This window comes from Glaciimonas sp. OK215, assembly GCF_057787885.1.
The window spans coordinates 2,543,413-2,562,212 of record NZ_CM173544.1 but is presented as its reverse complement, the minus strand read 5'-3'; the positions used below and the strand labels follow the sequence as shown (position 1 = coordinate 2,562,212).

Annotated in this window: 8 protein-coding genes; 7 read left to right on the top strand and 1 reads right to left on the bottom strand. The window is 59.9% G+C overall.

Features of this window, described 5'->3' with window-relative positions; genetic code table 11:
- Positions 1-289 precede the first annotated feature (289 nt).
- Entirely contained in the window at positions 290-2,098 is a 1,809-nt protein-coding gene (xsc, locus tag AC3CHX_RS11555; RefSeq protein ID WP_488644148.1) for a sulfoacetaldehyde acetyltransferase, read from the bottom strand.
- 165 nt (positions 2,099-2,263) lie between these two features.
- Between xsc and AC3CHX_RS11550 the strand changes: the two genes are divergently transcribed.
- The 7 genes from AC3CHX_RS11550 (at position 2,264) to AC3CHX_RS11520 (ending at position 18,793) form a co-directional block, all read left to right on the top strand.
- Positions 2,264-3,082, top strand: coding sequence for an IclR family transcriptional regulator (locus tag AC3CHX_RS11550; RefSeq protein WP_488644147.1), 819 nt, complete (start codon positions 2,264-2,266; stop codon positions 3,080-3,082).
- A 16-nt stretch (positions 3,083-3,098) separates the two neighbouring features.
- On the top strand, positions 3,099-4,079 hold the full coding sequence (locus AC3CHX_RS11545; RefSeq protein ID WP_488644146.1) for an AAA family ATPase: 981 nt from the start codon (positions 3,099-3,101) through the stop codon (positions 4,077-4,079).
- The gene (locus tag AC3CHX_RS11540; RefSeq protein ID WP_488644145.1) at positions 4,079-5,800 is read left to right on the top strand and encodes a cobaltochelatase CobT-related protein; all 1,722 of its coding nucleotides are present in this window, start codon (positions 4,079-4,081) and stop codon (positions 5,798-5,800) included. Before AC3CHX_RS11545 ends, AC3CHX_RS11540 begins: the two co-directional genes overlap by 1 nt.
- A 102-nt stretch (positions 5,801-5,902) precedes the next feature.
- Positions 5,903-6,607, top strand: coding sequence for a phosphonate utilization associated transcriptional regulator (locus AC3CHX_RS11535; RefSeq protein ID WP_488644144.1), 705 nt, complete (start codon positions 5,903-5,905; stop codon positions 6,605-6,607).
- Between the two features lie 151 nt (positions 6,608-6,758).
- Positions 6,759-7,373 (top strand): hypothetical protein, encoded by a 615-nt coding sequence (locus AC3CHX_RS11530; RefSeq protein WP_488644143.1) that lies wholly within the window; start codon positions 6,759-6,761, stop codon positions 7,371-7,373.
- Between the two features lie 158 nt (positions 7,374-7,531).
- Positions 7,532-9,142 carry an ABC transporter substrate-binding protein gene (locus AC3CHX_RS11525; RefSeq protein ID WP_488644142.1) on the top strand — a complete coding sequence of 537 codons (1,611 nt, stop codon included), beginning with the start codon at positions 7,532-7,534 and terminating at the stop codon, positions 9,140-9,142.
- 714 nt (positions 9,143-9,856) lie between these two features.
- A complete protein-coding gene (locus AC3CHX_RS11520; protein ID WP_488644141.1) occupies positions 9,857-18,793 on the top strand; it encodes a YDG domain-containing protein in 8,937 nt (2,978 codons plus the stop codon).
- The last annotated feature ends 7 nt before the right edge of the window (positions 18,794-18,800 follow it).

Genomic DNA, 18,800 nt, shown 5'->3' with positions numbered 1-18,800 from the left:
TCTCGGGCGGATAAGCCGGCGCCAGCCACTGGAAGCGCCGGAGCTGGACTTACTCTGAAGATGCTTTTCATGTCTCCGCCTTATCTACGTAAGTGGTATTGGTTGATTTTTTCTGGTCTGAAGTTCTGCCACCACTTGTTAAAGCCGCAGATATGCACTGATCGCCGCAATCCGGCCTGCTGACTCGCTCGGGCTTTTACATTTTTTATGCTATGGCATGCTCCTGAAATGTGTTTTGTGACAGCGCGCGCCGTTCCCGATTGCGAGCGGCGCGCGTGTTGCGTCCCGGTTAAACGTAATCCTTGTATTTTTCGAGCAGCCGTACCGGTTTGCTGAGCGCATCGCGCCGGAACGGGTCGCCGAGTTCGCGGGTGCACATGATCTCGATGATGGTGGTCTTGCCCTCGTTCATCTGCATGTCGATGGCCTTCTTGAGAGCCGGGCCGACGTCTTCGAGCTGGTCGACGACGATCCCTTCGGCCCCCATCGCCCGGGCAATCCCGGCAAAGCTCTGGTTGTCGAGCTCACCGGCCACAAAGCGCCGGTTGTAGAAGTCCACCTGATTCTTCTTCTCCGCGCCCCACTGGCGATTGTGGAACACCACCGCCGTGACCGGAATGTTGTGGCGCACGCAGGTCATGGTCTCCATCAGGCTCATGCCCCACGCGCCGTCGCCGGCATACGCAATCGCCGGACGGTGCGGGGCCGCCACCTTGGCGCCGATGATGGTCGGGAAGGCATAGCCGCAGTTGCCGAAGCTCATCGCGGCGAAGAAACTGCGCGGCTTCTCAAAGCGCAGATAACTGTTCGCCACCGAATTGATGTTGCCGATATCGGTCGACACCATGACATCGGCCGGCATCGCCTTTTCCAGCTCGCGCAACACCTGGCGCGGATGCAGGTACTTCTCCGGTTCCTTGCTCTGTTCGGCGATCATGTCGAGGCTGTAGGGATCCTTCTCATGGATCCAGCCATCCAGCTCTTTCTCCCAGGCATCTTTCTCTGCCTGGATCTGCGCCGCCCGGGCGGCACGGGTCGCGTCGCAGGCCAGCGTCTTGTCCGCCAGGCGCTGGGTCAGGGCGACTGCGGCCGCCTTGGCGTCGCCGCAGATCCCGACCGAAATCTTCTTGACCAGCCCCAGCATCGTGTGGTCGGCATCGATCTGGATGATCTTGGCGTTCTTCGGCCAGTAATCCATGCCGTGTTGCGGCAGGGTCCCGAACGGCCCGAGACGCGAGCCCAGCGCGATCACCACGTCGGCCTGCGCCATCAGTTTCATGGCCGCTTTCGACCCCTGATAGCCGAGCGGGCCGGTCCAGAGCGGGTGGCTGGCCGGGAACGAATCGTTGTGCAGGTAGCTGTTGACGACCGGTGCTCCCAGGCGCTCCGCCAAGGCCTTGCATTCCTCGACCGCATCGGCCATGACCACGCCGCCGCCGGAGATGATGACCGGAAATTTGGCCTGCGCCAGCAGTTCGGCCGCCTCATCCAGGCTCTTCTCGCCGCCCGCACCGCGGTCGAGCCGGCTGGGTTGCGGGATTTCCGCCTTGATTTCGCCGTAGAAGTAGTCGCGCGGAATGTTCAGCTGGGTCGGCCCCATCTCGGACATGGCGCGATCGAAACAGCGGCCGGTGAACTCGGCCATGCGCGCCGGGTGGGTCACGTGGCCCTGGTATTTGGTGAATTCCTCGAACATCGGCAACTGATTGGCTTCCTGGAAGCCGCCCAGCCCCATGCCCATGGTGCCGGTCTCGGGCGTAATGATGACCACCGGACTGTGCGCCCAGTAGGCCGCCGCGATGGCGGTGACGCAGTTGCTGATGCCGGGGCCGTTCTGGCCGATCACCACGCCGTGGCGGCCGCTGACCCGGGCGTAGCCGTCCGCCATGTGGCCGCCGCCCTGCTCATGGACCACCGGAATGAGGCGGATCCCGGCCGGGGCGAAAATGTCCATGGCATCCATGAAAGCGGACCCCATGATCCCGAACATGTCAGTCACGCCATTGGCCACCAGGGTTTCCACCATGGCTTCGGAGGGGGTCATCTTCTGCAGGCCAACGGTGACCGTGCGGTTGGCTTGGGATACTTGGTCGGTCATGATATTCTGTCTCCTTTGGAGTAATTACACTGAAAGTAGTACATTAAGTTCCGATATTTGATATTTAGAGTAATCTAAGGCATAAAAAACCATGCGTCAAACTATTTTTACAAATTCCGAGACAATTTGCGTTTAAAATTCAAATAACTCTATAATTAGGCCACCATGAATATCATTCCTATGCACAATCTCGAACCTGAAAAAATCGACGGCGACACACCAACCATGCGGCTGTTCGCGCTGCTGGAAGTGATTGCTGAAAAGGATCAACCCTTTTCGCTGCAGGGGCTGGTCGAAGAAACCGGATTACCCAAGCCGACCTTGCACCGGATGCTGCAACAGCTTGAAGGTGTGGGGGTGATCCAGAGGGAGGGCGACGGCCGTCACTACAGTACCGGGGTTCGCCTGCGGCGCCTGGCGTCGAACCTGCTGATTAATAACACCTACCACGGCGCGCGCCATAGCGTACTGCGGCAACTGGTGGAAGAGGTGGGCGAGAGTTGCAATCTCACCGCATTTACGGGCAGTGAAGTGGTGTATCTGGACCGGATGGAAACAGCTGCGCCATTGCGCTTCTATTTACACCCGGGGTCACGGGTCCCGGCGCATTGCTCATCGACCGGCAAGCTGTTCCTGGCCCAGATGACGCCGGCGCAACGGCGACGCCTGCTGGCGCATATGCCGATGACCAAGTACACCAGCAAAACCGAAACCGATCCCGCCAAGCTGGAGCAAGAACTGGAAATAGTGCGGCGGAATGGCTATGCAATCGATAACGAGGAATTCCTGCCCGGTTTGCTGTGTGTCGCAGTACTGGTTCCCAGCGCGACCGGCCGCTCCAATCTGGCGGTGGCGATACAGGCGCCAATCATGCGCCTGACGCATGACAAGGCGTTGCATTTCCTGCCGGCATTACAGCGCGCAGCACGGGCGCTTGCAGCCATCGAATCCGAGACATCCTCAGAATTGAATGTCAAACCATGAACGTCAGGAGCTAATTGTGACGGCTACAACCTACGTCAAGCCCGATCATATGGTGTCAGTGCGGACGCTGTTCGGCATTGACTCCGATCTCAAGGTGCCGGCATTCGGCGAACGCGATGCGCATGTGCCGGATATCGACGATGCTTATCGCTTCAATTCCGATGTCACACTGGCAATCCTGGCCGGCTTTACCCGGAATCGCCGGGTCATGGTGCAGGGCCTGCACGGCACCGGCAAATCGACCCACATCGAACAGGTGGCGGCGCGCCTTAACTGGCCTTGCGTCAGGGTCAATCTGGACGGTCATATCAGCCGCCTTGACCTGGTAGGGAAAGACACCATCGTCATCCGCGACGATAAACAGATCACCGAATTTCAGGAAGGCATCGTGCCCTGGGCCCTGCAGCGCCCGATGGCCCTGATTTTCGATGAATACGACGCCGGCCGGCCGGACGTCATGTTCGTGATTCAGCGCGTCCTCGAACGGGACGGCAAGTTCACGCTCCTGGATCAGAACCGGGTGATTCATTCGCACCCTTATTTCCGGCTCTTCGCGACCTCGAATACCATCGGTCTCGGGAACCTCAACGGCCTGTATCACGGTACCCAGGTGCTGAATCACGCCCAGATCGACCGCTGGAATATTGTGGCCTCGCTGAATTATCTGCCGCGCAGCGAGGAGGTGGCTATCGTGCAGGCGCGGGTGCCGGCGTACGCCAATGAAAAGGGCGGTAAGTTGGTCGAGGCGATGGTGGCAGTCGCTGAACTGACGCGCAAAGGATTTGCCGCCGGCGATTTATCCTGCCTGATGTCGCCGCGCACCGTGATTACGTGGGCCGAGAATTGCGAGATATTCCCCGATACGGCGCTAGCTTTCCGGTTCTCTTTTCTGAACAAGTGCGAGGAGGCCGAGCGCAGCATTGTCGCCGAATACTTTCAGCGCTGTTTCGGCGAAGAACTTGCAGAGTCGCACCTGCACGAGATCAGAGGCGCATAGTGAGTACAGTCCGTGACAGGACGCGCCAGCAGCAGAAAATCGAGGAGCTGTGCGCGGCCATCATTCGCTCACTCAGCGGGGAGCCAGACGTCCATTACCGCGGCGGCCGTCTGCGTAAGGGGCAACGCGCGCTGCCGGTGCACGCAGCCCACCTGCAGCCGGATCACGAGAGCGACGACTTTTCCTCGTTCCGGGGGACGGCGGATAGCATTGCGTTGCGCCTGCAATATACCAACCCGGTCACGCACCGCCAATTCTGTCCCGCCCAGCCGGTAGAACGCCTGATTTTCGAATTGCTGGAACAGTTGCGGGTCGAGACCTTGGCGCCCGCCACAATGCCGGGAATGACGCAGAACCTGCGCCATCGGTTTGCAGCATGGTCGCACGCTTTCCACGAGTCCGGCCTGACCGAGAATGCCCCCGGCATCCTGCTGTATACACTCTTTCAAATCTGCTGGTCGCGCCTCACCGGCCAACCGGTTCTCGAAAAGACCGAAGACATCATCGAAAGTACGCGGGCAGCAATAGCGCCGTTGTTGGGCGGGGATCTGCTGGGCCTGCGCCGACATTGCGGCGATCAGGCCGCGTATGCGCACCATGCACTTTCCATCGCCGGCATGGTCGGCGAGATGATTCGTACTGTGAACGAAGGGCAGAGCGATGATAAAAAACGCGAGGAGAGCGAAGACAGCAAGAGCGCGTTCAGGCTGCTGCTGAACTTCGACAATGACGAGACCGACGCGATTGCCGTCGCCGCCACCGGTCAGAGCAAGGTGCTGGACGAAGCGGAGCACGGTTACGCCATATTTACCACCGCATACGATAGTCAGGTTGCGGCCAGCTCGCTGGTTCGCAAGGAACTGCTGAGGGAGTTCCGCGACAGGATAGACCAGCGTATTTCCGAGCTGAATATCAACCTCCCGCGCCTGGTGCGCCAGTTGACGATGTTGCTTGCCTTGCCGCAACGCGACGGCTGGTCCTTTGGCGAAGAGGACGGCTATATCGACGGCCGTCGCCTGGCGCAGTTAATCAGTTCACCGGCGGAACGCCGGCTGTTTCGGCAGGAACAGTTCAAGCCGGATGCGCGTTGCCTGGTCAGCTTCCTGGTCGATTGCTCCGGTTCGATGAAGGCGCATGCCGAGCCGGTTACCATCATGATCGATGTCATGGTGCGTGCGCTGGAACAAGCGGGCGTGACGAGCGAAGTCCTGGGATTTACCACCGGCGCCTGGAACGGCGGCAGGGCGCAGCGGGACTGGATACGGGCCAGGTCCCCTAAATCCCCGGGACGGCTGAATGAGCTCATGTATATGGTATGCAAGGACGCGGGTACGACCTGGCGCCGCGCCCGCCCCGATATCACTGCACTGTTAAAAGCGGACCTGTACCGCGAGGGTATCGACGGCGAGGCGGTCGACTGGGCCTGCAATCGCATGCAGTTGCGCAACGAGGACAGGCGCATCCTGGTCGTGATTTCCGATGGCTGCCCGATGGATAGCGCCACCAGCCTGGCAAATGACGATTTCTATCTTGCCAATCATCTAAAAGAAGTCGTCGCCCGCCAGGAAGGCCTTGGCCAGGTAACCATCTGCGGCTTAGGTGTCGGCCTCGATCTCAGCACCTATTACCAGCGCAGCCTGGCAATCGATCTTCCGCAGCGCCTTAACAATGAATTGTTCTCTGACATCGCACAGTTAATTGGCGGCCGCCAGCGGCGCTGATGTACTCTACAATGCGGTACCGCCGATGAGCGCCGATGAGCCGTTCAAACCGTCTCAATTTACTCACTTTTCCTGCCGTTTTCGAACGGACTATATTGCAACATGGCCGCTGATATCCAATATTTGACAACCATCGCTCAACTTCAAAACAATTCCTTGCCGATGCTGGTGCAAAGGGAAATAGAGCGCATGATCCTCTCCAGAGAACTTGCGGCGGGGGATAAGCTCAACGAGGTCGCCATCGCTGAACAACTTGGCGTAAGCCGCGGCCCGGTGCGCGAGGCATTTCGGGCGCTGGAAGAATCCGGCCTGGTGCGCCTGGAAAAAAACCGCGGCGTTTTCGTACGGCGTATTTCTGTCGAAGAAGCCGCCGAAATTTATGATGTACGTGCGGCACTTGACGAACTGGTTGGGCGCCGTCTCGCCCAACATATCAAGCCCGAACAGCTTGATATGTTGCGCGCGGTAATCCTGGCAATGGATGAGGCCTCTGAAAAAAAGGATTTGAGCGCGTATTACCTGCTGAACCTGCGTTTTCATGACTCGATGGTTGAGTTTACTAACAATAAAAAACTGATGGCAATCTACCAGCGGCTGGTCAATGAATTGAATCTATATCGCCGGGAAACGCTGGCGCAAGAAGGCAATCTGCCGGTCTCCACCCGTGAACATCGCCATATCGTCGACCAGATTGCGTCAGGTGACCCCGAGGCAGCGGGAAAGGCGATGTATCAGCACGTAATGGACAGCAAAGCACGCATGCATCGCGCCCAAGCCGATAAAGAAAGCGACGGCAAGCCGGCCTGACAGCAAGAGCAAGGGCGCACGGAGGCAAAACGACTATGACGGGCGATGACGAGTAGAATATGTTTTACGTCGGAAAGCGGTATTTGCCGATGATCGCGCCATCAGATCACCCGCCATGTGGTGTGGCGTCAGGACAAGATAAGGAGACCCCATGTCACAAACAGTCGTCGGTGTTTTCGAGAATAATCAGGCCGCACAGCGCGCACAGCAGGACCTCATTTCCTCAGGTTTCGACTCCGCGGATGTTCACATTCGGATACACGAGGGGGATTCTTCGGCAGCGAACATAGCGAGCCATGCAAGCCTGGGCTTGACAGGCAGCATCCGCGACTTCCTGAGCAGCCTGTTTGGTCGCGACCATGACGATATCGATCACTATTCAGAAGCCGTGCGGCGCGGCTTCGCGGTGGTAGCGATCACGGTTGCCGACGATGCACTCGTGACAGTGGCCCGCTCTGCCTTGTTCAGCGCAGGAGCCCTGGATATCGAAAAGCAGGCAGAGGAATGGCGGCAGGAAGGGTACACCGGCTACGACGCCGCATCGAAACCGTATACGGCAGACGAAGTGAGCGCCGATCGTGCCAGGATTCGACCTGCCCTGGTCGATAACCCGGATATCGCGCAGGAGCCGGACAGTTTTCCGTCGCCCCGTGTGTATCCGTTTCGTATGGCGCAGATTCCCTACGACGACATCATGGGCACATCAGGCGGCGTGAACACTGTCAGTCCGTTCAATGAGCCAAATGCGCCGACCGATAAGCCTTGATCGAGACCGGAGTTTGACATCAGCGGACGCCATGGGCGTCCATTTTTTTTGCATGCACTAACGATTTTTGGTTGCCGCGCCTCAATACAGTGTCCAAGCCATAGCAGGCACGGTATATTTACTCTCACCGTATTCAATCAATAGAGAGGAAGCCAAGCATGCGACATAAGGGGAAATCGATGATCAAGGCCGGCCTGCTGATGCTGCTGTGCGTCCATGCCGGTTTCGCTATGGCCGCCAAGACACTGGTGTTTTGTTCAGAAGGCAGCCCGGAAGGATTCGATCCGCAGCTGTATACCACCGCCATTTCATTTCAGGCCTCATCGGTGCCGGTGTTCAACCGACTGGTCGAATTCGAAATCGGCAGCACCAGGATTCGGCCTGCGCTGGCGGAATCCTGGAAGGTGTCTGACGATGGGCTGACGTACACCTTCAGATTGCGCAAGGGCGTCAAGTTCCAGAGCAATGCCAGGTTTAAGCCGACGCGTGATTTCAATGCCGACGATGTGTTGTTCTCGTTCAACCGCATGGGCGATCCGCATCACCCGTTCCACCAGTTGCCGGCAGGTCAGAGTTTTGCCTATTACCTGGATATGGGGATGGATAAAATCATCGACAGAGTGGAGAAACTTGACGACTACACCGTCGTCTTCAGATTGAAGCACCCGGAAGCACCGTTTGTCGCCAATCTGGGGATGGATTTCGCCTCGATCATGTCGGCTGAATATGCCGCGAAAATGAAGGCGCTCGGCACGCCGGAAGCGATCGACCGCGAGCCGGTCGGCACCGGGCCATTTCAGTTCGTGTCTTATCAGAAGGATGCCGTCATCCGTTACAAGGCGTTTGACGCCTACTGGGGCGGCCGTCCAAAGCTGGATAATCTGGTCTACGCGATTACGCCGGATGCTTCGGTACGGTATGCCAAGCTCAAGGCCAACGAATGCCAGGTAATGACCTTGCCAAAACCGGCGGATATTCCGTTGATCAAAGCCGACCCAGCCATCACGCTGCTGAGCAAGGAAGGCTTGAACGTCGGCTATATCGCCTTTAACGTCGAGAAAAAACCCTTCGATAACAAGTTGGTGCGGCAGGCGCTGAATATGGCGACCGACAAGCAGGGCATTCTCAAAATCGTCTATCAAGGTGCAGGTCAGGCCGCAAAAAATCCGATTCCGCCGACGCTCTGGTCCTACAACGACCAGGTCAAAGACTACCTGTATGACCCGCTCAAGGCGAAGGAACTGCTGACCAAGGCCGGTTATCCGAACGGCGTTGAGGTCGAGCTATGGTACCTCCCGGCAACCCGTCCGTATAACCCGGATGGTAAACGCATGGCCGAGCTGATTCAGGCGGACTGGGCAAAAATCGGCGTCAGGGCCAAGCTGACCACTTATGACTGGGCTGAATACGTCAAGCGCAGCAATCAAGGTGAACAGCAGTTGATGATGTATGGCTGGAATGGCGATAACGGCGACCCGGATAATTTTTTTGCGACGCTGCTGGGTTGCGATGGCGTCAAGGGCGGTGGGAATAAGGCGCGCTGGTGCAACAAGGAGTTTGAGGGCCTGATCCAGAACGCCAAGCTGACGCCAAACCAGGCCGAACGCGCCAGGCTCTATGAAAAGGCGCAACTGATCGTGCACGAAGAAACGCCATGGATCAACATTGCGCACTCGTTACGCTATGCCGGGGTACGCAAGGAAGTGATCGGCTTCAAGATGTCGGTATTCAGCGAATATGAGTTTCAGAACGTCGACTTGGCAAAGTAGGGTGCAAAGATAGCAGGGTGAGCCGGTCAGACAACATACCGGCTCGCCGCTTCGAATGACGCCGGTCCACTTTCGTTAAACGGCGAGTTCGGCGTCACCGGCGCAGCTGTTCATCATGGCGCGTCAATTCGTCCCCCGGCACTCAGCCGATTTAAATCCCCATCTGCATGTGGTCGGCAAAGGCTTCTTCCAGCTGCCCAGAGCATTCCCCAGAAGCACTTCCTTTTCAAGCTTCCATAAGAATTCTGCATTTACATCAGCGCGGTTGCTGTTTTTTCATTTGCAGAATGCAACATTTATGCATGTTTGTTTTTGAATGTTAAACATTGTGTTGTTGCAAAAAATACTTGGTATTGAGGGCTTGCTTGATCGTTACTTCGTGTAATATTTCACGAAAGAAACATTTTTATTTGAAAGAGAGCCTCCTTTCATTTTGGCGTGCTTTGCGCCGGTCCCATCCTTTTGAAACCGTTGTTGTTGCATGATTTTTTACATTGTGAAAATCAGCCAGGCCATATCGCTGTTTTCCAGCGAATCGGGCAGGTTAAGCACAGATTCTGCATGACGAATTCCCGGCGGTAAGTGATGCCGCACTGTTTATTCATGCGAAGAGCAGGAAAAGCGGGATATGTGAAATGGACGGATGAAGACGGCAATGGCAGGCCGCACACTTCGTTTGGTCGGGAAATGTAAGTTCAATTAGGAATTTATTTCATGAAACGCCACGGGTCTATGAACCACATCTACCGTCTGGTCTGGAGCAAAGTGGCCAACGGCTGGATCGCAGTAGCGGAAACGACGCGTGGACGTGGCAAGGGAGGGCGCCGCAAGTTGGTGGCGGCGACATTGTCGCTTACTGCTATTGCCGCACAGGCAGGGCCGACCGGCGGACAGCTTGTTTCCGGAGCGGGAAGCATTAAGCAATCCGGTTCGACCACCACGATCAGCCAGGCCAGCCAGAATCTCTCGTTGAATTGGGCCAGCTTCAACATCGCCCCACAAGAAACCGTGAATTTCGTGCAGCCGTCGGCGAGTGCGATTGCCGTCAATCGCATATTCGATACCAACGGCACGCAGATCCTCGGGCATTTGAATGCCAACGGCCAGGTGTACCTGATCAACCCGAACGGCATCCTGTTCGGCGCGGGCGCACAAGTCAACGTCGGCGGGCTGGTTGCCTCCACGCTGGATTTCCATGATGCCAGCCTGAACGGCAACGCCCGCGCTTTCAGCGGCGGCGGCACAGGCAGCGTGGTCAACCAGGGATCGATTACGGCGGCTAGCGGCGGTTACGTCGCGTTGCTTGGCAACCATGTCAGCAACCAGGGAACGATCAGCGCGCAACAGGGCGCGGTGGCGCTCGGCGCCGGCAACGCTGTCACCCTCACATTCAGCGGCAACAGCCTGCTGCAACTCCAGGTCGACCAAAGCGTGTTGAACAGCCTGGCCGAAAACGGCGGACTGATCCGGGCTGACGGTGGCCGGGTGATCATGACTGCCGGCGCAAAAGATGCGTTGCTGGCTAGCGTCGTCAATAACACCGGCGTGATTGAAGCGCGCACCGTGGACAACCAGGGCGGCACGATTACCTTGTTGGGCGGCATGGCGGCGGGAACCGTCAACGTTGGCGGCACGCTCGACGCCAGTGCGCCGAGCGGCGGCAACGGCGGCTTCATTGAGACCAGCGCGGCCAACGTCAAGGTGGCCAACGATGCCAGGATCACCACGGCTGCAGCGCTGGGCCTGGCCGGCACCTGGCTCATCGATCCGACCGATTTCACGATCGCGGCTAGCGGCGGCGACCAAACCGGCGCGGCGCTTGGCACTGCATTGGGTCTGGGCAATGTGACGATTTCTTCGGCTAGCGGCGCCGGCGGCACCAGCGGCAATGTCAACGTCGACGATACGGTAAATTGGAGCGGGCACAAGCTGACCCTGAACGCCAGCAACGATGTGAACATCAATGCCGCGATGACGGCAAGCGGGACGGCCAGCCTTGATCTGGAGCCTGGCAGCGGCAATGTCAATGTTGCCTTGGGCAGCAGCGGGTTTAACGGGCGCGTCAATTTCAGCGGCAGCGGCGTGCTGACGATGAACAATCATGTTTATACGGTAATCAACAGTCTGGGTACGCAAACCAGCAGCGGTGACGGCTCTTTGCAGGGGGCAAGAGGCAACCTCGCGGGCTACTACGCGCTGGGCAGCGATATCAACGCTGCCGCCACTTCGGCCTGGAACAGCGGTGCGGGCTTCACGCCGATAGGCGGCAACGGACCTAGCGTATTTTCCGGCGTCTTCGACGGCTTGGGCCATACCGTGAGCGGCATGACGATCAATCTCGGTTCGGTTGGCGGCGTCGGCATGATTGGCGCCTTGAGTTCGACCGGCGTGGTTCGCAATGTGGGCCTGCTGGGTGGCAGCGTGGCAGTTACCGGGTCAAGTTACATCGGTGCGCTGGTAGGGCAGGATCTCGGCAAGGTCAGCAATAGTTTTTCGACCGCCACTGTGAGTGCAAGCGCCAATGCAAATTTCATCGGTGGATTGGTGGGAGAAACCGGTGGAACCGGCTCCATCACCAGAAGCCACGCAGGCGGAACCGTCAATGGCGGAGCATCGTCAACTAGCGTCGGTGGTTTGCTCGGTGGCATGCAGGGCGGTACGGTCAGTAATAGTTACGCAAGCGGAAATGTAACCGGAACGAGCAACAATGTCGGCGGCCTGGTCGGGTACAGCTACGGTGGGAGCGGCATGACCAGCGTAATTACCAATAGCTATGCTGTCGGCTCTGTGAGCGGCGCGTCTTACGTAGGCGGATTGGTCGGATCCAACTATGGTTATTCCGGATCAAGCTCGATAAGCAAAAGTTATGCGACGGGCAGTGTTTCCGGCAAGAGCGCTGTAGGTGGCCTGGTTGGTCACAATTACGGCGGTGCGAGCTACGGTGGCTCGCCAGCGATTGACAACAGCTATGCAACGGGCAGTGTAACCGGTGCTACCGGTGCGACCTTTGTCGGTGGGTTGGTAGGCCACAACGCCGGCACTTATGGCGGTGGAACAGTCACCAATAGCTTCTCGACGGGGAGCGTCAGCGCTGGAAGCGGCTCGACCTCGGTGGGCGGCTTGATCGGGAGTAATTCTCTCAGCAGCTTCACAGGCACGGTCACCGGCAGCTTCTGGGATAAAACAAGCTCCGGCCAGGCTACTTCCGCAGCAGGTACTGGCATGACCACTGCAAATATGCAGACTCAGGCCAATTTCACATCCAGCACCGCCGCCAACGGGAATCTGAATCCTGCGTGGAATTTCGCCGGCACCTGGGTAATGTACAGCGGCGGCTATCCGCTATTGGCCAGCGGCATGACGGCGCTGACCGTCAGCGCCAACAACGCCACCAGCATTTTCAATGGTGCGGCGTATGCCAGCAACAACGGCGTCACTTACACCGGCCTCAACGGCTACCGATATACCGGGACACCGGTCGGCCTGCTGGGCAGCATAAGTTATGGCGGAACGTCGCAAGCCGCGGTCGACGTCGGCACTTACACGATTACGGCATCGGGCGTTTCCTCCACGGGCCAGCAGGGTTACATCATTACGTTCGTCAATGGCGCATTGACGATCAATCCGTTGGCGCTCATCGGTACGATCGGCGCCGGAAGCTCTGCCTATGGTTCAGCCCTGGTGCCGGGTACGGTGACTTTCACCAATATGATTGCCGGTCATGTCGTTACGGCCGCGCCGGTCACAGTCAATACGGCGGGCCTTACCAGCGGCAGCGGCAACCTGAGGGCTGGCACGCACACCGGCATCGAGTCGGTGAGCGGCACGTTGAGCGGGGCAGATGCGGTCAAGGGCAACTACACCTTTGCCGGCGCCACTGGCGACTACACGGTGAGTCCGCTGACGTTGACCGGCACGATAGGGACGGGCAGCTCGACCTACGGTTCGTCCCTGGTTCCGGGCGCAGCGAGCTTCACGAATGCCGTGTCGGGCGATGCGCTGGGTACGGCGACGGTCGCGGTCAACACGACCGGCCTCACCAGCAGCAGCGGACACCTGACTGCGGGAACCCACACCGGCATTGAATCGGTCAGCGCGCTGAGCGGGGCGGATGCAGGCAATTACACGTTTGCCGGACCAACCGGCGACTATACCGTCAGCCAGCTGGCGTTGGCCGGTTCGATCGGCATCGGCAGTTCAATCTATGGCGCCGCATTGACACCGGGCGCGGCGAGTTTCACGAATGCCGTGTCGGGCGACGTGCTGGGTACGGCGACGGTCGCGGTCAACACGGCCGGTCTCACCAGCAGCAGCGGACACCTGATTGCCGGAACCCACACCGGAATCGAATCGCTCAGCGCGCTGAGCGGAGCGGATGCCGGCAACTATACGTTTGCCGCCCCAACGGGCGACTACACTGTCACTCCGTTGGCGTTGACCGGCGCGATCGGAGCCGGCAGCTCGACCTACGGATCGACTTTGGCGCCGGGAGCCGCAAGCCTGAGCGGCGCAATTACAGGCGATGTGCTGGGCACGGCCACGGTCGCGGTGAATACCGCCGGCCTGACCAGCACCAGCGGGCACTTGATTGCCGGCACGCATAACGGGATTGAATCGGTCAGCGCGCTGAGCGGCACCGATGCCGGCAACTACACATTTACCGGGATCACAGGCAACTATACGGTCAACCAGCTGGCGTTGACCGGAACGCTTGCGGCAGGCAGCTCGACCTACGGTTCTACCCTGGCGCCGGGCGCGGTGAGTTTCACAAACGGCGTGACAGGCGACCTTGTCACGCCTGCTGCAGTCGCGGTGAATACGACCGGCCTGACCAGCAGCAGCGGACACCTGATTGCCGGAACCCACACCGGAATCGAATCGGTAGGCACTGCCTTGGGCGGGGCGGACGCGGGCAACTACACCTTTGCCGGCGCTACGGGTGACTATACCGTCAACCAGCTGGCGTTGACCGGTACGATCGGCACCGGCAGTTCAATCTATGGCGCCGCATTGACACCGGGCGCGGCGAGTTTCACCAATGCCGTGTCGGGCGACGTGCTGGGCACGGCGACGGTCGCGATCAACACGACCGGCCTGACCAGCAGCAGCGGCCACCTGACTGCGGGAACCCACACCGGAATCGAATCGGTCAGCGCGTTGAGCGGAGCAGATGCCGGCAACTATACGTTTGCCGCCCCGACGGGCAACTACACTGTCAGTCCGCTGGCCTTGAACGCTACGGTTGGGGCGGGCAGTTCGGCTTACGGCTCGGCCCTGGTTCCCGGCGCGGCGAATTTCACCAACGCTGTGACAGGTGACCTTGTCACGCCTGGCGCAGTCACTGTGAATACGACTGGCCTGACCAGCAGCAGCGGCCACCTGATTGCCGGAACCCACACCGGCATCGAATCGGTGGGCACTGCCTTGGGCGGGGCGGACGCGGGCAACTACACCTTTGCCGGCGTCAGCGGCGACTATACGGTCAGCCAGCTGGCCTTGACCGGCACGGTCGCGCCGGGCAGTTCGGTCTACGGTGCGGTCCTGGCGCCAGGCGCAGCAAGTTTCACCAATGCCGTGACCGGCGACCTTGTCACGCCTGGCGCCGTCACGGTGAATACGGCCGGTCTGACCAGCAGCAGCGGACACTTGACGGCTGGAACGCATAACGGCATCGAATCGGTAGGTACTACCCTGGGCGGGGCGGACGCGGGCAATTACACCTTTGTCGGCGCCACTGGCAACTACACAGTGAGTCCGCTGGCGTTGACCGGTACGATAGGGACGGGCAGCTCGACCTACGGTGCGGTGCTGACACCGGGCGCGGCGAGTTTCACGAATGCCGTGTCGGGCGATGCGCTGGGTACGGCGACGGTCGCGGTCAACACGGCCGGCCTCACCAGCAGCAGCGGACACCTGATCGCCGGAACCCACACCGGCATTGAATCGGTCAGCGCGCTGAGCGGGGCGGATGCCGGCAATTACACATTTGCCGCTCCAACCGGCGACTATACGGTCAACCAGCTGGCGTTGGCCGGTTCGATCGGCGCCGGCAGTTCGATCTATGGCGCCGCATTGACACCGGGCGCGGCGAGTTTCACGAATGCCGTGTCGGGCGATGCGCTGGGTACGGCGACGGTCGCGGTCAACACGGCCGGTCTCACCAGCAGCAGCGGACACCTGATTGCCGGAACCCACACCGGCATTGAATCGGTCAGCGCGCTGAGCGGCGCCGATGCCGGCAATTACACATTTGCCGCCCCAACCGGCGACTATACCGTCAACCAGCTGGCATTGACCGGTTCGATCGGCACCGGCAGTTCGATCTATGGAGTCGCATTGACACCGGGCGCGGCGAGTTTCACGAATGCCGTGTCGGGCGATGCGCTGGGTACGGCGACGGTCGCGGTCAACACGGCCGGTCTCACCAGCAGCAGCGGGCACTTGACTGCAGGAACCCACACCGGAATCGAATCGCTCAGCGCGCTGAGCGGAGCGGATGCCGGCAACTATACGTTTGCCGCCCCAACGGGCGACTACACTGTCACTCCGTTGGCGTTGACCGGCGCGATCGGAGCCGGCAGCTCGACCTACGGATCGACTTTGGCGCCGGGAGCCGCAAGCCTGAGCGGCGCAATTACAGGCGATGTGCTGGGCACGGCCACGGTCGCGGTGAATACCGCCGGCCTGACCAGCACCAGCGGGCACTTGATTGCCGGCACGCATAACGGGATTGAATCGGTCAGCGCGCTGAGCGGCACCGATGCCGGCAACTACACATTTACCGGGATCACAGGCAACTATACGGTCAACCAACTGGCGTTGACCGGAACGCTTGCGGCAGGCAGCTCGACCTACGGTTCTACCCTGGCGCCGGGCGCGGTGAGTTTCACAAACGGCGTGACAGGCGACCTTGTCACGCCTGCTGCAGTCGCGGTGAATACGACCGGCCTGACCAGCAGCAGCGGCCACCTGATTGCCGGAACCCACACCGGAATCGAATCGGTAGGCACTGCCTTGGGCGGGGCGGACGCGGGCAACTACACCTTTGCCGGCGCTACGGGTGACTATACCGTCAACCAGCTGGCGTTGACCGGTACGATCGGCACCGGCAGTTCAATCTATGGCGCCGCATTGACACCGGGCGCGGCGAGTTTCACCAATGCCGTGTCGGGCGACGTGCTGGGCACGGCGACGGTCGCGATCAATACGACCGGCCTGACCAGCAGCAGCGGCCACCTGACTGCGGGAACCCACACCGGAATCGAATCGGTCAGCGCGTTGAGCGGAGCAGATGCCGGCAACTATACGTTTGCCGCCCCGACGGGCAACTACACTGTCAGTCCGCTGGCCTTGAACGCTACGGTTGGGGCGGGCAGTTCGGCTTACGGCTCGGCCCTGGTTCCCGGCGCGGCGAATTTCACCAACGCTGTGACAGGTGACCTTGTCACGCCTGGCGCAGTCACGGTGAATACGACTGGCCTGACCAGCAGCAGCGGACACCTGATTGCCGGAACCCACACCGGCATCGAATCGGTGGGCACTGCCTTGGGCGGGGCGGACGCGGGCAACTACACCTTTGCCGGCGTCAGCGGCGACTATACGGTCAGCCAGCTGGCCTTGACCGGCACGGTCGCGCCGGGCAGTTCGGTCTACGGTGCGGTCCTGGCGCCAGGCGCAGCAAGTTTCACCAATGCCGTGACCGGCGACCTTGTCACGCCTGCTGCAGTCGCGGTGAATACGACCGGCCTGACCAGCAGCAGCGGACACTTGACGGCTGGAACGCATAACGGCATCGAATCGGTAGGCACGGCCCTGGGCGGGGCGGACGCGGGCAATTACACCTTTGCCGGCACCACTGGCAACTACACGGTGAGTCCGCTGACGTTGACCGGCACGATAGGGACGGGCAGCTCGACCTACGGTTCGTCCCTGGTTCCGGGCGCAGCGAGCTTCACGAATGCCGTGTCGGGCGATGTGCTGGGTACGGCGACGGTCGCGGTCAACACGACCGGCCTCACCAGCAGCAGCGGACACCTGACTGCGGGAACCCACACCGGCATTGAATCGGTCAGCGCGCTGAGCGGGGCGGATGCAGGCAATTACACGTTTGCCGGACCAACCGGCGACTATACCGTCAGCCAGCTGGCGTTGGCCGGTTCGATCGGCATCGGCAGTTCAATCTATGGCGCCGCATTGACACCGGGCGCGGCGAGTTTCACGAATGCCGTGTCGGGCGATGCGCTGGGTACGGCGACGGTCGCGGTCAATACGGCCGGTCTCACTAGCAGCAGCGGCCACCTGATTGCCGGAACCCACACCGGCATTGAATCGGTCAGCGCGCTGAGCGGCGCGGATGCCGGCAATTACACATTTGCCGCGCCAACCGGCGACTATACCGTCAACCAGCTGGCATTGACCGGTTCGATCGGCACCGGCAGTTCGATCTATGGAGCCGCATTGACACCGGGCGCGGCGAGTTTCACGAATGCCGTGTCGGGCGATGCGCTGGGTACGGCGACGGTCGCGGTCAACACGGCCGGTCTCACCAGCAGCAGCGGGCACTTGACTGCAGGAACCCACACCGGAATCGAATCGGTCAGCGCGCTGAGCGGCGCAGATGCCGGCAACTATACGTTTGCCGCCCCAACGGGCGACTATACCGTCAACCGGCAGTCGGTCACGGTCACTGCCAGCGGTGTCAACAAGGTCTATGACGCAACGACTTCCGCTTCGGCGATATTGGCCGGCAGCGGCCTGGTAGGCGGCGATCAGGTGACATTCACTGATGCCTCGGCAAGCTTTGGCAACAAAAATGCAGGGGCGGGCAAGACGGTTACCGTTTCAGGCATCAGCGCAAGCGGTGCGGATGCCGGCAATTACCTGCTCAGTAACTCCAGCGTATTGACCACTGCCGATATCACGCCGCTTGCCATCACCGTTGTCGCAATCGGTGCAAGCAAAACGTACGACGGCAATGCGTCGAGTGTCGTGACGCTAAGCGGAGGGCTAGTCGGCGATGCGCTGACGTTTAGCGATACCTCTGCCAACTTTGCGGACAGGAATGTCGGAGCCGGCAAGACCGTCTCGGTATCGGGTATCACCGCAAGCGGCGCAGATGCCGGGAACTATACGGTGAATAGCTTGGCCACGACGACCGCAAATATTACTCCCGCGACGCTTACCTACAATGCCGCTCCCGCAAGCAGCAATGCCGGGCAAACGCCGTCCGGTCTGACGGGAAGTCTGAGTGGGTTCGTGGCGAACGATACGCTGGGCAATGCCACGACGGGTGCTTTGACCTGGACTTCAAACGTTCAACCGACCAGCCAACCGGGGCTGTATGCGATTGACGGCGGCGGATTGAGCGCGATGAACTATGTGTTCCTGCAAGCGGCAGGAAACGCCACCGCGCTGATTTTGAAACCGGGGGCAGCACCTTTGTCGGTGCAGCATGTGATCACTGCGCTGGATGCGGTTTTTGCGCCTTCCCGCGACGGCATTAACTTGGCATCGCTCGACCTGGTTCCGTTCAATATTCAGACGCGGAATATTAATGCCAACCTGATCGATAACGGCATGAGTGGCGTGGCATTGAAAATTATTGGCAGCGGGGTCAGGCTGCCGGACAATATTGTGAATACGGATGAATAAGCGAGCC

Bases quoted from the DNA above. Each gene is read 5' to 3' on its own strand.
- xsc (WP_488644148.1), bottom strand. From the start codon at position 2,098: ATGACCGACCAAGTATCCCAAGCCAACCGCACGGTCACCGTTGGCCTG.
- AC3CHX_RS11550 (WP_488644147.1), top strand. From the start codon at position 2,264: ATGAATATCATTCCTATGCACAATCTCGAACCTGAAAAAATCGACGGC.
- AC3CHX_RS11535 (WP_488644144.1), top strand. From the start codon at position 5,903: ATGGCCGCTGATATCCAATATTTGACAACCATCGCTCAACTTCAAAAC.
- AC3CHX_RS11530 (WP_488644143.1), top strand. From the start codon at position 6,759: ATGTCACAAACAGTCGTCGGTGTTTTCGAGAATAATCAGGCCGCACAG.
- AC3CHX_RS11525 (WP_488644142.1), top strand. From the start codon at position 7,532: ATGCGACATAAGGGGAAATCGATGATCAAGGCCGGCCTGCTGATGCTG.
- AC3CHX_RS11520 (WP_488644141.1), top strand. From the start codon at position 9,857: ATGAAACGCCACGGGTCTATGAACCACATCTACCGTCTGGTCTGGAGC.